This window comes from Streptomyces sp. NBC_00654, from assembly GCF_026341775.1.
Lineage (GTDB): Bacteria > Actinomycetota > Actinomycetes > Streptomycetales > Streptomycetaceae > Streptomyces.
This window is the reverse complement of the sequence record NZ_JAPEOB010000001.1, coordinates 454,259-467,919: the sequence shown is the minus strand read 5'-3', so window position 1 is coordinate 467,919 and position 13,661 is coordinate 454,259. Positions and strand designations below refer to the sequence as shown.

The 13,661-nt window shown below is 65.7% G+C and carries 13 protein-coding genes and 1 pseudogene; 7 read left to right on the top strand and 7 right to left on the bottom strand.

Features of this window, described 5'->3' with window-relative positions; genetic code table 11:
• Window positions 1–47 precede the first annotated feature (47 nt).
• Together OHA98_RS02110 and OHA98_RS02105 are read left to right on the top strand one after the other, a co-directional pair.
• The gene (locus tag OHA98_RS02110; protein WP_266922383.1) at window positions 48–1,370 is read left to right on the top strand and encodes a UDP-glucose/GDP-mannose dehydrogenase family protein; all 1,323 of its coding nucleotides are present in this window, start codon (window positions 48–50) and stop codon (window positions 1,368–1,370) included.
• Window positions 1,371–1,396: 26 nt separating this feature from the next.
• On the top strand, window positions 1,397–1,726 hold the full coding sequence (locus OHA98_RS02105) for a MazG-like family protein (RefSeq protein ID WP_266922382.1): 330 nt from the start codon (window positions 1,397–1,399) through the stop codon (window positions 1,724–1,726).
• Between the two features lie 400 nt (window positions 1,727–2,126).
• Here the strand turns inward: OHA98_RS02105 and OHA98_RS02100 are convergent, their stop codons facing one another.
• Together OHA98_RS02100 and OHA98_RS02095 are read right to left on the bottom strand one after the other, a co-directional pair.
• Complete coding sequence (locus OHA98_RS02100; RefSeq protein ID WP_266922381.1) at window positions 2,127–2,594, bottom strand: hypothetical protein; 468 nt, start codon at window positions 2,592–2,594, stop codon at window positions 2,127–2,129.
• A 115-nt stretch (window positions 2,595–2,709) separates the two neighbouring features.
• Window positions 2,710–3,735: a hypothetical protein gene (locus tag OHA98_RS02095; RefSeq protein WP_266922380.1), complete on the bottom strand. Its 1,026-nt coding sequence runs from the start codon at window positions 3,733–3,735 to the stop codon at window positions 2,710–2,712.
• Between the two features lie 812 nt (window positions 3,736–4,547).
• On the opposite strand from OHA98_RS02095, the gene OHA98_RS02090 reads away from it, so the two are divergent.
• The 5 genes and pseudogenes from OHA98_RS02090 to OHA98_RS02070 form a co-directional block, all read left to right on the top strand.
• Window positions 4,548–5,864: a hypothetical protein gene (locus tag OHA98_RS02090; RefSeq protein ID WP_266922379.1), complete on the top strand. Its 1,317-nt coding sequence runs from the start codon at window positions 4,548–4,550 to the stop codon at window positions 5,862–5,864.
• 205 nt (window positions 5,865–6,069) lie between these two features.
• Complete coding sequence (locus tag OHA98_RS02085; RefSeq protein WP_266922378.1) at window positions 6,070–6,318, top strand: type II toxin-antitoxin system CcdA family antitoxin; 249 nt, start codon at window positions 6,070–6,072, stop codon at window positions 6,316–6,318.
• Window positions 6,315–6,716: a DNA-binding protein gene (locus tag OHA98_RS02080; protein ID WP_266922377.1), complete on the top strand. Its 402-nt coding sequence runs from the start codon at window positions 6,315–6,317 to the stop codon at window positions 6,714–6,716. The genes OHA98_RS02085 and OHA98_RS02080 overlap by 4 nt, the downstream gene beginning before the upstream one ends.
• A 310-nt stretch (window positions 6,717–7,026) precedes the next feature.
• Complete coding sequence (locus tag OHA98_RS02075; RefSeq protein ID WP_266922376.1) at window positions 7,027–7,407, top strand: transcriptional regulator; 381 nt, start codon at window positions 7,027–7,029, stop codon at window positions 7,405–7,407.
• Window positions 7,370–7,642: pseudogene (locus tag OHA98_RS02070) on the top strand (nucleotidyl transferase AbiEii/AbiGii toxin family protein); the annotation flags it as partial. The gene OHA98_RS02075 and the pseudogene OHA98_RS02070, both read left to right, overlap by 38 nt.
• 114 nt (window positions 7,643–7,756) lie before the next feature.
• On the opposite strand, the gene metC reads toward OHA98_RS02070, so the two are convergent.
• The 5 genes from metC to OHA98_RS02045 are packed head-to-tail and all read right to left on the bottom strand — an operon-like array spanning window position 7,757 to window position 13,584.
• Window positions 7,757–8,947, bottom strand: coding sequence for a cystathionine beta-lyase (gene metC / locus OHA98_RS02065; RefSeq protein ID WP_266922375.1), 1,191 nt, complete (start codon window positions 8,945–8,947; stop codon window positions 7,757–7,759).
• A complete protein-coding gene (locus tag OHA98_RS02060) occupies window positions 8,944–10,206 on the bottom strand; it encodes an MFS transporter (RefSeq protein WP_266922374.1) in 1,263 nt (420 codons plus the stop codon). The genes metC and OHA98_RS02060 overlap by 4 nt, the downstream gene beginning before the upstream one ends.
• Window positions 10,203–11,087, bottom strand: coding sequence for a sulfurtransferase (locus OHA98_RS02055; RefSeq protein WP_266922373.1), 885 nt, complete (start codon window positions 11,085–11,087; stop codon window positions 10,203–10,205). Before OHA98_RS02055 ends, OHA98_RS02060 begins: the two co-directional genes overlap by 4 nt.
• A complete protein-coding gene (locus OHA98_RS02050; RefSeq protein WP_266922372.1) occupies window positions 11,084–12,310 on the bottom strand; it encodes an acetyl-CoA carboxylase biotin carboxylase subunit family protein in 1,227 nt (408 codons plus the stop codon). Before OHA98_RS02050 ends, OHA98_RS02055 begins: the two co-directional genes overlap by 4 nt.
• Before the next feature lie 20 nt (window positions 12,311–12,330).
• The gene (locus OHA98_RS02045) at window positions 12,331–13,584 is read right to left on the bottom strand and encodes a radical SAM protein (protein WP_266922371.1); all 1,254 of its coding nucleotides are present in this window, start codon (window positions 13,582–13,584) and stop codon (window positions 12,331–12,333) included.
• Between the last annotated feature and the right edge of the window lie 77 nt (window positions 13,585–13,661).

Genomic DNA, 13,661 nt, shown 5'->3' with positions numbered 1-13,661 from the left:
CCGGACTCCCCCGGGCGGGCGAGAGGCAAGGAAAGGAGCGTCGACCCATGCGCGTATCCGTCATCGGCTGTGGTCACCTGGGCATCCCCCACGCCGCTGCCATGGCCGAGATCGGCCACGAGGTCATCGGCGTGGACCTGGACCAGGCGAAGATCGACCGTCTCAACGCCGGCGAGTGCCCCATCTACGAGGACGGCCTGCCCGAACTCCTCAGCACCCACACCGCCACCGGCCGCCTGCGGTTCACCACCAGCCTCGCCGAGGCAGCCGAGTTCGCCGACATCCACTTCCTCGCCGTGGGCACGCCGATCGACGCGGACGGACGAAGCTACGACACCGGGCAGGTCTTCGGCGCAGCCCGCGCCCTCGCCCCGCACCTGACCCGCCCGACCGTCATCGTCGGGAAGTCCACGGTCACCGTCGGCACCTCCCGCGACCTCGGTGCTCTCCTCGCCCGTCTCTCCCCGGCCGGTGAGGACGTGGAGGTCGTCTGGAACCCCGAGTTCCTACGCGAGGGCCACGCCATCGACGACACCCTCCGCCCCGACCGCATCGTCGTCGGCGTCCCGTCGGCCCGCGCCGAGGACGCGGTACGCCAGGTCTACGCACCCCTCCTGGCGAACGGCATCCCGCTGTTCGTGACCGACCCCGCCACAGCCGAACTCATCAAGGGCGCCGCCAACGCCTACCTCGGCATGAAGATCTCCTTCATCAACGGCGTCGCCGACATGTGCACCGCCGCCGGAGCCGACGTCCAGCAACTCACCGAGGCCATCGGCCTGGACCCCCGCATCGGCCGCGGCGGCCTCAACGCCGGCCCCGGCTACGGCGGCGGCTGCCTCCCGAAGGACGTCCGCGCCTTCACCGCCTCCGCCCGCACCCTGGGCGCCGCCGAGGCAGCGACCATGCTGCGCGCGGCAGAGGAGGTCAACGAGTCTCGGCCCACGGCCGCGCTGAAGCTCATCGAGCAGACGCTCGGCCGACCCGTCGACGGCGTACGCATCACCGTCTGGGGCGCCTCCTTCAAGGCCGGAACCGACGACGTCCGCGAATCCCCGGCCCTGGCGATCGCCGCACTCATGCACCAGAGCGGCGCGACCGTCACCGTCCACGACCCGCACGCCGTGCCCACAGCACTGCGCCGCCACCCCGAACTCGACTACTGCGAAACCCTCGAAGACTCCCTCGCGGCAGCCGAGTTGATCGTCCTGGCCACCGAATGGCCCCACTTCCGCGAGGCCGACCCCAAGGCCCTCGCCCCACTGGTCGCGGACCAGGTCCTCGTCGACCTCCGCAACCTCATCGACGCCGACGCCTGGCGCATGGCCGGATGGACCGTACGCCAGCTCGGACGACCCGCACAGGAATAGCCGAACCCATCGATCGGAGGTCCGACGTGGACACCCTGTGGGACAACATCGAGAAGCTCTCCGCCGTCTGCCGAGCGGCAGGCGCCCACCTCCCCGACGAGGAGCTCAAAGCCCTCCAGGTCGGCAAGGTCGGCGAGGAAGCCGGCGAGGCGATGCACGCCCTCCACGGCCTGAAGGGCCTCACCACCTGCGGCGACGACCACACCTGGTCCGAGGTCCAGAACGACCTGGTAGGCGCCGTCATCGCGGCTCTCCTGGCCATGCACTACATCGACCCCACGGGCGCCCGCGCCACCTTCGACGAGATCCTCCACCGTCGGACGCGAAGGGGGCGCGAGGCCGCTGCGGCGACCTGACGGCCTCCGGATGTGGTTGTCGACCGCTCCGGTTGGACGCGGGCGGCGGCCACGTCCGGCACACAAGCTGCGCCGGGCGCCTGCTTCCAGCGCGGTAGAACTTTCCCTACTTCATCAAGGCGGCTCGCTCCGCTCGCCGCGCGCTCCCCGGCTACGCCGGTCGCGCGGCTAGGGCGAGCACCATGGCGAGGAGAAACCCGCTGTGGCTGGGGCGGTGCGGTGGGCTCCGCGGCTTTAGCCACCGCCCCGGTTCGGGTCCCGCGTCGAGCAAGACCAGGGGGCCACTCGTTCAAATTCCGGGCAGGATCACAGCCTGCCCAAGTTGCCGGCCAGCGTGTGGCCCCCTGATCATGCTCGACCCCAAACCGGGCAGGACACCGGCCAAACCCGCTCCGCCGACCTAATCTCGCCCCTTGCCCTGAGTGAACCCACTGAGGCGACCGATTACCCCGTTTATTTCCACGTAAGCAGAATACAGACGCGGCAGAATAAGAACGAAGATCAACAGAACGTAAAAACTAATGCCGGATGGCAGCGCAGCCCAGAAACCCACAAGTCGCCCCTCGGAGTCAAGCCCCAAATTCATCCCGATAACCAGGGCTGCAGCATCCAGGATGCACGCAAAAGAGCCCGCCAAGAGATGAGCGGCGGTTTCATCCAACATTTCCCTCTCTGCGCCAAAACGACTTTCACCGGACTCGCCGTCCCACTCGGTGATTTTAAGCCGCAGCGTAGAAAGATGCGTGAAGGCACTCAGCATTCCGCCTGCCAGTAGCGCCGCCCCCGTCAGAAGAGCGCCCGGTGCCGAAAGAGTTGCCCCACGGATGAGCAGGAAAACGAACAGGGCTATCGGCAGCAGCATGATCACACGCGCCAAAACGTCCGGCCGATATGAAAGATATTGCCCGTTCGTCAGGCCCTTCCAATGACCTCTAAAAATAGGAGCGACGTTAAATCGATCAAGCACCGATTCCCCCTAATCGCTACTGGAGGGGCCACTCAATGGCGATCTTCGCTGCCGCCTGGAGCCCCACTGCCGTTCCCCGCACCTCAGCATAGAACTTGGGTGTGTCAACGGGCTGGTCCTCGGACAGCTTGTAGGTGAACACATCAGTCATGGTGCTTGGGTTGATACGCCTGACCTGGTCATCTGGATCGGCAAGCTCCACCCACCCATCGTTGAGGTCAAGATCCTTGATCTCCGAGCTGACGATGGCCGCCAGTTGCCGAGCTGCCTGTGCGTTGGTAGTGGCCGCATGCGACCCGTCGCCGTCCTTAGCCTGGGCAGCCCACCCCCTGACTAGAGCGGCCACCTGCTTCACCTTTCCGTCATTGACCAATGGTGCGCGGATCTCGAATTCCTTTTCCGCCCGCGTGCGCCCTGGAGTAATGGATTGCTTTACCAGAACCAGACCTTGAGCAAGCCCAGCTTCAATCATTTCAGAAAGCCGGGCCTCATCAGTCAGCCCCTCAACCTTTGAGCGCCAGCCGAGGGCAACCACCCCTGCACCCTGATTCTTTTTATGATCTTCCTCTAGCGACCTGTACCGCAGCCACTTGACTAGCGGCGCTACGGGGCAGGATCGACTGATTGACTCGACGGCGAGAATACCTTTAGTGCCATCCTCGGGAAACGCAAAGACCACTCGGAACCCATTAATTGCAGCCTTATCAGAAATATCAAAGTCTGCCACGGAAACGTCACGGCTCATTGCTTTTGCATGGCTCCCGATTTTGCCAACCCACACGGTAGCTCGCACCGTATTATCAACCAACTCCACCCCCTCGATGCGGAGAGCAGGCTTACCCCGGAAATCATCCGGCGCACTAGCAGCCGCCTCCTCGAGGCTGGAAGGAGGATCTCCCACAACAGGGACTTCCAAGGACTTCAGCAGCCTCGCCACAGTTTCCTTGTAATGCTCCCCCTCGCAATCCTTGAAATTAATCGGAGTTCGCTTGCTACCCCGAAAAACGGAAAGAGTGAAGAGCCTGTAACCGTAGCTAGTCATGTCCGCCCCCCTGGCCGAGATGGTTTACCTACGAGCTTATACAGGAAAGCAGCGACTTCTGCACCCCTCGCAACACCTGGAGGCGGCCCGCAGCCAGCTCGACACCCTAATCGAACTAGTGAACTATCTAGGTGGATGATGATCAAATCCCGTGCCAAAGGCGCTCAAGGTCGATCGGTGAACGAGGGGAATCATGGCCAGGAGACGTGCCATCACGCAGCGACATTCCAGGGCCCTTCGTAAGGACCCTCGAGGACCACGATCCGCTTCCCGGCGTCAGACTTGGTGTCGCCGAGGGCTGGGCGTCGTGCACTCCGGAGCAGTCATGCGGACACGAATGCCCCCGCTCGTTCCTCCGGCCGGAATGGACCGTGCGTCCCGAGGAAGATCATCAGTCGCCAGCGCGATCCCAGCGCATCGGCGAGGACATCGGCCCGAGCGACGGTGGCGATCTGTAGTTCCACCGCACCTCCCCTTCCAGCACTCCGGATGCGGCAGGCGTTGCGGCGGACGAGTCATCGACCGCAGTCTCCACGACGGCTTTGAAAAGCTGGCAGGGCTTGGCGACGGTCGTGGCTACCCCCTGTCGGCGCCAAGCGCTCGGTGCGCGCGGGGCGCGGTGATCTGCTTCAGGTCCGCGCCCTCCCCACATGCGTGTCGGGGTCGACGGCGGACGGGCGGGAGCCCGGATAGGTGGTGGGCAGAGGTAGCTTCGCTCAAGGCGAAGCTCAAACTGTCCTCAAATTCACGTAGACCCCCACGCCACTCCCGGATAATCATGTCCCCAATCATAGAGTCTCCGGGAAGAGCCAATGGAATTTCTGTATAAATTCTTTTCGCCCATTGAGGCCAGCGTGACGCAGCCTTGGCTTTCCATTCCCTTGAAGGCCGCCGTAGTTGCTGTCATAATGCTCGGCGCGCTCACAGTCACCCGGTTCTTGGCCATCAGATTCTGGGCCATAGTGAGCATCCGCGTCGAGCGGCGGATTTGGTATTCAGACATCCTTGAATCCGCCAGTGAGATCGGTGTCCGGGTGGGGGATCCCGGCTGGCGAAATAATCTACCGCGATCATGGGCCAATGTGGGGCGAAGGAGCCCTTCTTGGTTCCTTCACTATTCCAGAGCACGTCGCCTTGTTAGGCAAGTCTCGGTGGATAAGCTCGAAAGGATGACAAAGAGGAGGAACACTCTAGGGCAGTTGTCGCGGATACCGAAGAGAGTCGTCAATTTTGCTTCTCGCCGATCATTGGTTCTCCTCGCATCGGGTGCGGTGGTGTATCAGTATGAGCGCCCAGGTAGGACGAAGGGCGATCTCCAGATCATTGCAGACAAAATCCCGCGGATCGCAGACCAGAGGACGTGGGTGCCGATCCTGGTCCTGGCTGTCGGAGTCTTCGCATTCACTCGAAGCGGGAATTTGATCGACAGGATCAGGGCGAGGGACGAGGCGGCAAAGGACGCGAACCGCATGCTTGCCGAACTCCTTGCCAAGCTCTCTAAGTTGGACGTCGCACTACACGAGGTGCACGAGAACATCGATGCGTATCGCTCTGCCTACCTTGACGTTGTCTCCGGGGCGGCGGAGTCGGGACGCGTATGGTCTCCGGGATTCGGGTTCGAAAGCAATCACTACAGGTTCAAGGTGAGCCTCTACGGCAGAAAGTCATTGGAAATCCTCCTTGAGGAGCCAAAATTCCAGAGACTGCAGTGCGCCCTGGACGAAGTCGCTGAAAATTTGGCAGAAATTCGAGAAAAGGGCATATCTTCGGTAGCTCTCAGGATCCTTTCTCCCGTCTGGGAAGAGCTTTACGACTGCAGTCTCCAATCGCACCTATACCACTCCACAAGTAGCTCCACCGCAGGCATCAAAGATTCGATGCTCGGGCTAGGGTGGATGAGGGAACGTCTCGAAACCAAGGAACGCCACTTGGGACGCCTCGCAAAAAGAGATGATCGCGACGACGGCGAGCTTGATTCGAAGCTTGTCGAGGAGTCTTACCACCTGGATGACCTGATCCTGCAGAGCAGATTGGCGCACTGCCAGTTGCAAAAGATCAATAGATTCCTGCTCCAGCGTCTGCACGGCACGTCGCTAACGAAACTGGTCAGTGCCGTAGGGCATAAGTAACTGGCGCTCGGCGCGGCTGTCGGTGCACTCATCTTCTGTCGGGCGCCCACTCGGCCGACGCCGGGGCATCAACCCTGCGCGCCCTGGTCCAGTGAGGCGGACATCTTAGGCGCACGACAGGGCAGCATTCCGCCACCACAGGCGCTTGGCGGAGCTCGGGCGCTAGCCACCGACGACCTCACGCATACTCCGGTATGCTCCGAGTATGTCCTCAACGACTCGCATCACCGTCACGCTCCCCAGCGATCAGGTGGCGGAGCTTCGCAAGATCACGGACAACGTCTCCGGCTACGTGGCGGAAGCCGTAGCCCGCCAGATCCGGCACCAGCTCTTGGGCGACGACCTCCGCCGTCACGAGGAGGAGCACGGCGCCTTCAGCGACGAGGAGCTCGCCGAGGCGCGCGGGAAGATCTTCGGCTCCGCCGGCACCTCCACGGGCGCGGATGCCGCGTGAGCGAGCGCATCGAAACCGTCGTCCTGGACTCGGAAGGGCTCTCCGCCTGGATCGCGCAGGATCGCAAGCTGCTCGCGATGCTTCAGGTCTTCCACGACATGGGAGCCGACCTGGTCATCGGGGCCAACACCATCGTGGAAGTCACCCACTCCCGCACCAACATGCCTCGCCTGAACTGGGCTCTCTCCCGCGTCAAGGTGGAGCCCGTCACCGAAGCGGCGGCGAAAGCAGCAGCGGAACTCCTCAAAGGTGCCGGACTGCACGGGCACAAGTACGCCATCGACGCCACAGTCGCCGAGGTCGCCCTCCGCCAGCCGAAACCCGTCGCCCTGCTGACGTCCGACAGCGACGACATGAACAAGCTCTGCGGCAACCAAGTGCGCATCATCTCCCTCTGACCAGCCGGCCCGCCCGGATCACGCGTCGCACTGCCAGCTCTCGTGCCCCATCCGTGCCCAGCAGAGCGGACAACAGCGGTCAGATGCGGCTCCCAGAGACCGGGGCCCGCCCACCTGCAATATACAAAGGTGCAGCTCAGAGCCCCTGTAACAGCACAAGAACCGCTGATTCCCAAGCTCAGAGCGCGAGTTCGATTCTCGTCACCCGCTCCACATGAAAGCCCCAGGCCAGCGGCCCGGGGCTTCTCTGTTTGGGTCACCTTGGATGCGTCCGGTCGGCTTCGGTGGCCTCTCCCTGGATTATCGACGTATGGCATCACAGTCCAGTCTTTCTGATCTCCGCCGTGCCAAGTTCGCCCGGCGAACGCCCGCAGCGCTCTCCGAGCTTGTCGGCCCCGAGCACGGCACGGTGCGCCTGCCCCTACACCTGGCATGGTCGGGGCTGACCGTCTTCGACCTCGACCAGCCACGGCTCCGGATGAGCTATTACCGCATCGTGTTGGCCGAGGGCCAGCATGCCGACCTGGTCCGGTGCCTCAACCGCGGCCTCCTCGTCAGCTTGTGGCCCACACTGCGCACACTGATCAGCCGTGATGTCCGTGAAGTCTGGGAACACTCCTTCGACGAGCTGACTCACAGCGCCCGGCTGCTGCGTGAACCTCACCGACCTGCACCGCCGCCTGCTGGCTGATGTACTCGCCGTAGGCGGTGCCTACCCTCTGGCGCTTACCGGCGGCTACGCAGTCCAGGCACACGGCCTGGTCGACCGGCTCAGCCAGGACCTCGACGTAGCGACCGAGAACCCCGATCGCATGGAGGACATTGCTGCTGCCGTGCGCACCAGCCTGGAACAACACGGGTGGCAGGTAAGCGCTCTGGAAACGGACCCGCTCTCCGCACGCCTGATCGTCACCGATCCTGTCAGCGCCTGACCGACGACCGTGCGGCCCGTAGGGCTGATTGCCCGGGCGGGCGCAGCATCAGAAGGCAAACGGTCGCGCCACCGCTCCCGGGCCCGCGGTGTCGTCTCAGCGGTGGGGCTATCCCCTGCTCACCAGGGCGCCGAAACCTGCCTTCAGGTCATCCATCAGGTCGTCCAGGCTCTCGAAGCCGACGTGTACCCGGACCAGCGGCCCGCGTCCGGCCCAGGTCCCCGGCAAGCGGTGGGTCTCGGGGTCGGTCGGCACGATCAGGCTCTCGTAGCCGCCGTAGCTGTGACCGATGCCGAAGATCCGAAGCCGGTTGAGCATCGCGTCGATGGCCGGCTTGCCGAAACCCGGCTCCAGTTCGACACCGAACAGCCCCGCCGCTCCTGTGAAGTCGCGGCGCCACAGCTGGTGGCCGGGATCCTCGGGGAGCCCTGGGTGCAGGACGGCCGCCACGCCTTCCTGACCGGCGGTCCAGCGTGCCAGCTCCAACCCCTGCTGCTGATGGCGGCTCATCCGTACGCTCAAGGTACGCAGCCCGCGCAACCCCAGGTAGGCGTCGTCGGCGCCGGCGCACTGGCCGAGCCGGATGGCCGCCCCCCGGATCACCGGGTAGCTCTCCTGCGTGCAGACGACCGTTCCGAGGATGCTGTCAGCGTGTCCTGTCAGGTATTTGGTCGCGGAGTGGACCACCGCGTCCACGCCCAGCGTCAGCGGTCGGCAGAAGGCAGGCGTGGCCCAGGTGTTGTCCGCGATGGTGGCTACGCCCCGGGCCCGGCAGACGGCGGTGATCGCCGGGATGTCCTGCACGTCGAAGGTGGTGGAGCCCGGGGACTCCAGGTAGACCAACCGCGTCCGGGGGCGCATCAGTTCCACGATCGCGGCGCCGTCCGTGAGCGGAGCGTAGTACTCGGTCTCCACTCCCAGGGCCGCGAGCGAGTCGCAGAACCTCCGGGTCGGCAGGTAGACGGAGTCGCTGACGAGGAGGTGGTCGCCGGCCCGGACGTACGCGAGGATCGCCGTGGTGATCGCTGAGAGACCGGAGCAGGTCGCCACCGCCGCGTGCCCACCCTCCAGTTCGGTCAGCGCCTCCTCGAAAGCGCGGCTGGTGGGGGTACCGAAGCGCCCGTAGACCGGGCCTTCGCGTTTGAGCGGATCCGCCTGGGAGATGTCCATCTCGGCCATGTCCCGGTAGAGGACGGTGGAGGCGCGGTGTACGGGCGGATTGACGTAGCCGCCCTGCTGCCGGTGGTCGGAGCCCGCGTGCACGAAACGCGTCTCCTGCGAGAAGGCTGACTCGTTCACCGGGCCACCCCCGTTTCGACCGCGATCGTTTCGGGAACGGCCGGGCGTCGGCGGCCACCCAGCAGCAGGGCGAGCAGAGCCGCGCCCGCGCACTGGGCCGCCACCACCAGCCAGAACGTACCCAGGTCCCCGGCAGCCTCGAAGTGGGCGAAGACGAACCCGCCGACGACACCGGCGAGGAGGCCGCCGATTCCGGCGGCCAGCCGCTGGACACCAAAGGCGAAAGCCGGGTTGCCGGGCACACGGTCGACGAGTTCCAGGTCGCAGCGGAGGAAGAGGAAGATCTCGCCGAGGGTGAAGAGTGCGGTGCCGGCCAACAGGGCAGGAAGGCCGCCGAGCGCCATGCTCGCCATGCCGAGTGCCATCAGACCGAACGAACCGGCCATCAGCAGGCGGTAGTCGGCGGAGGCGATGCGGTCGGCAAGCGGAGGCTGGAGCAACACCACCATGGCGCAGTTGAGGAGCATCACCCACCCGAGAAGCTGGATGTCGGACACTCCGGCCGCGTACAGGCCGATGAAGCTCTGGAAGAAGAAGTAGAGGTAGAAGGCGAGCGCGGTGAAGAGGACCGGGCGCAGCGCGCCGCGCAGCGCCGCCCGCTTCCCACGGACCTTCTCGCTCCCGTGCGCCGTCGGAGGCGCGTCCGGCCGGCGCTCGACCGGTTTCAGGGCAGTTTGGTGGGCCGCGGTGATCAGCGCGAAGAGCCCGGCGAGACCGACGAGCAGCAGCACCGGATCGGCGTCGATCAGCAGTGCGGCGAGCAGCGGCCCGATTCCCATGCCCGCGTTGAGTGCGGCGCTGCTCACTCCGAGGAAGAGCGGACGCAGTTCGTCGGAGACGCTGGTGACGATGTACGCCTTGTTCGCCGGCAGGTACAGCGCCGGACCGGCCGCCACGAGGACGACGGCCGGGTAAGCGACGCAGGGCACCGTGACGGCCACTCCGAGCAGAGCCAGGCCGGCCGTGCGCACGGTGAGCGCGAGCACCATGGTCCGCTTGAGACCGATCCGGTCCACAACCGCACCCCCGAGGATGCTGCCGCCGAACTGGATGAAGGTGGCCACGGCCACCAGGGTTCCGGCCACCCGGATGTCCAGGCCGATCGCCTTGACCATGAGCACCCCGATGAACGGCGTGACCATGTAGCTGCCGAGGGCGACGACGAAGGACAGGCCGATCAGGGCCTTGAGGCCGGCCGGCAGGCTGGTGAAAGTCCGCCATTTCGCGGTGAGCCGGACACCGCGAGTTCCTTCGGTCACCGCGGGCCGCTCTCGTCGAGGGCGTCGCCTGTGACCACCGGCCGGTCGGAGGGCAGGCCCCACTCGCTCCATGAACCGTCGTACACGGCGAGGTCGCCGTAGCCGGTCAAGGTGGCCCCCAGTGCGAGGACGCAGGCGGTGACCCCGGAGCCGCAGCTGAAGTACAGCTGCTCACGCCCCCCGGCCGCCCTCTCGAACACCGTGCGCAGCTCGGGCGTCGGACGCATCACACCGCCGTCCCGTTGGATCTCCCCGAAGGGGAGGCTGACGGCACCCGGCATGTGGCCCCCGCGCAGGCCCGGGCGCGGCTCCGGCGCCGTGCCGGCGTAGCGCTTCGCGGTGCGTGCGTCGAGAACGGCGGCTGCCGGGTCGGCGAGGGCGGAGGCGACAGCATCGGCGTCCACGATCAGCCCCCGCCGGGGCCGGGCGGTGAAGGTGCCGCGCGGGCCGTCGTAAGCGGCGGGCGACTGCTCGACCGGGTGGCCGGCGGCGATCCAGGCGGGCAGTCCGCCGTCGAGGACGGCGACCCGGTCGAAGCCCATGGCGTGCAGCATCCACCAGGCGCGGGCGCTGGAGTAGACGCCCTGGGCGTCGTAGACGACCACCGTGTCGGAGTCGTGCACGCCGAGCGCGCGCAGGGCTTCGGTGAACTGCCGGGCGCCGGGCATGGTGTGCGGCACGGTGGAGGTGTGGTCGGACAGGTCCCCGTCGAGATCGAAGGGGCGGGCCCCGGGGATGCACACGGCCGCGCCCCGGTGGGCGCCGACAGAGGCGTCGAAGAGGATCACGCCCTCCTCGCGCAGGGCAGCCAGCCGGTCGGCCCCGACGAGCGGGCCGGTGAGTTCGGTGGCAGCAGTATCGGGGCGTGTCGTCGCACTCATGCGGTACCTCCGAGGGAATCGGCGGGCCGCCACCGGGTGTTGTCGGAGAACCAGCCCGCCACATGTTCGAGATTGGCTGCCACATCCTCCTCCGTGGTCCCGTCGACCACGTAACCGGCCAGGAAGAGACCGGACTTGACTCCGCCGTTGAATTGCTGGCCGGCCGCCCCGGTGATGGTCGTTTCGCGGACGCACTCGGGCTGTCCGGCCCCGGGGCCGGTCGTCGGCAGGTATTCGAGTACCCCTTTCCGGGGCGGGATGCACAGCGCTCCGGCAGGTCGGTAGGTGAGGGCGCCCGGCGTCGGGGGCAGGCCGCACTCCGCGTACAGCCACTCCTTGTCCAGGTCGATCCCGAAGGCGTGCCGGACCATCCCGCTGATCATGCCGCCACCGGTGCGGCTGGCGATCTCGCAGAAGACCAGTCGGTCATCGGGCGTGATCCAGAACTCGGCGTGGAAGGCTGTCTGCGAGGGGGTCGGCAACTCGGCGAGGACCGCCCGTGCCGCCTTGACCAGCCGGTCGTACGACGGGTCCTGCCGGGTGAGCGGAAGGTTGGCCACCCAGTCGTCGTCCCGGAAGGACAGGCAGTCGTTGAGGTACCGGAAGGGATGCACGAAAACCACTTCTCCCCCGGCCACCAGCCCGTCCACGTGGTACATCTGCCCCGGTACGAACTCCTCGATCCCGCTCTCTCCCCGCCACGGGTCGGCGAGGTACGCGTCCAGCTCCGCCTCCTCGCGTACGATCACCGCTCCCAGCGAGCCCGATTCGGACACGGGCTTGATCACGACGGGGTATCCGTGCTCGGTGACGAATTCGAGGGCTGTGTAAGCCGAGTCGAGCCGTCGGTAGGCGGGCACGTCGACGGGGCCGCCCGCGAGGTGGTCCTTCATGACCACCTTGTCGCGGAAGGCGAGCGCGCTGGATACGTGCTGACCCGGCAGCCCGAGCAGCTCCCGCAGATGGGCGGCCCGCACGATGTCGGCCTCGGCGCGGGCGAAGACCGCCTCGACCGCGAACTCGCGGGCCAGGTGCAGCGCGGTCTTCTCGACCAGCTGGTTGGTGTCGTACGCGTCGAAGGCATGGACGTGCGGGAGGTGGGAGTAGCCCGCGGCGTACTCGGAAGCGGTCACGATGACGGGGACGATTCCCGAACCCGTCAGCCACTGGTCGTACGGGGTCCTGGCGTAGGGCGTCTTGGCGAAGACGAGGATGTGGGGCATCGTGCTGGGAACCTCTCGGGTCAGGGCCGGGAGTCGGTGAGGAGCGGCAGTCGGCGGCGCGCTGGGACCCGGGAGATCAGGCCGAGCTCTTCGGACAGCTCGGTGGCGAAACAGCCGTCCTTGTACGTACCGGAGAGCCGCTTGGCGGTGAACGTCTCGATCCCCTCGTGATCGAACTCCACGTCGTACGTGGTTTCCTCACCCGCATCGCCCTGGGTGACCGTGCGGACCAGGTGCCCCAGGTGCGGCTCGAAGGTGTTGACGCAGCCGACGATGTCGCCGATCTTCTCGCGACGGCCCTCGGGCCCGTCGGAAAGCGTCTCCTCCTGCGCGGGGATGGCGGCGAACAGCTGGCGTCCTGCCCGGCACCAGCCGACGTGACCGGGGAAGCCCATGACCTTGATGCCGAAAGTGCCGAAATCCTCGCTGCCGCCGAGTTGGAAGCCGAGCGGAACAGTCTCGTGAATCCACTTGAAGTCCCGGTACGCCTGTTCCGTCTCCTCGCGGGAGAGACGGAGTTCAGGGTGCCGGCCGCCGTGGTCGGTGAAGTTGTTGAACCGGACGGTGGCGACACCCAGCTTGTTGAAGTAGCGGGCGTAGCGCTCCAGGGAGGTGCGGCCGTGGTTGTGACGGCCGACGGTGACGCCGATGTTGACGCGGAACGCGTCCTCGGGGTCGATGCCCTTGTTGTACTCGGCGATGCGGCGCAGCACCTCCTCGGTGTCCGCGCCGGAGAAGACGCCCTTGATGGGATACGTCTTGTGGTCGACGATTTCGAGGTTCTCGTCGATCACGCCGTGATAGGTGATGGAGATGGTGCCGTAGCCGTTCTCCACGGCCAGGTCGAGGAGTTCGGTCCAGTTGTCGGCAAGCAGGGGGCGGCCGCTGGTCCAGGCGTCTCCCTTCTCCATGGTCTCGGTGGGCTTGTGGTCGGATTCCTGCCGGAACTCGCGGTTGTTCGCCGGCCCGTAGATCCGCATGAAGGCACCGTCGTAGGCGAAGCTGTCCACGTAACGCGGGTAGACATGGTAACCGTGCGACTGGAGGCCCTGAAGAATGAGGGGTCCTTCCTCCAGTGCGAAGGACTTGTCGTAGAACTTCTCGTAGTTGACGAACCAACAGTGGCTGCACTTCTGGCCGCAGGTGTTCTTCCCGATCTTCGTGTCGAGGTCGAGGTAGATGTGGATGTCCTGGGGCTTGATGTCCTTGAAGGGCATCGAGAACGGAGCATCCCCGTGGAAATCATAGGAAATGGGATCATTCTTGACAGACATGTGTCCCCCCTGTGTTGGTGTGCGCGATGAAGGAGTGAGTGAAGGAATGAGGCCGCGCGGGCCAGGCAGTACGGCCC

What these genes read in the sequence shown, in the direction of transcription:
- OHA98_RS02110 (WP_266922383.1), top strand. Translation starts at nt 48, where the DNA reads ATGCGCGTATCCGTCATCGGCTGTGGTCACCTGGGCATCCCCCACGCC.
- OHA98_RS02095 (WP_266922380.1), bottom strand. Translation starts at nt 3,735, where the DNA reads ATGACTAGCTACGGTTACAGGCTCTTCACTCTTTCCGTTTTTCGGGGT.
- OHA98_RS02090 (WP_266922379.1), top strand. Translation starts at nt 4,548, where the DNA reads ATGGAATTTCTGTATAAATTCTTTTCGCCCATTGAGGCCAGCGTGACG.
- OHA98_RS02085 (WP_266922378.1), top strand. Translation starts at nt 6,070, where the DNA reads ATGTCCTCAACGACTCGCATCACCGTCACGCTCCCCAGCGATCAGGTG.
- OHA98_RS02075 (WP_266922376.1), top strand. Translation starts at nt 7,027, where the DNA reads ATGGCATCACAGTCCAGTCTTTCTGATCTCCGCCGTGCCAAGTTCGCC.
- OHA98_RS02055 (WP_266922373.1), bottom strand. Translation starts at nt 11,087, where the DNA reads ATGAGTGCGACGACACGCCCCGATACTGCTGCCACCGAACTCACCGGC.
- OHA98_RS02050 (WP_266922372.1), bottom strand. Translation starts at nt 12,310, where the DNA reads ATGCCCCACATCCTCGTCTTCGCCAAGACGCCCTACGCCAGGACCCCG.
- OHA98_RS02045 (WP_266922371.1), bottom strand. Translation starts at nt 13,584, where the DNA reads ATGTCTGTCAAGAATGATCCCATTTCCTATGATTTCCACGGGGATGCT.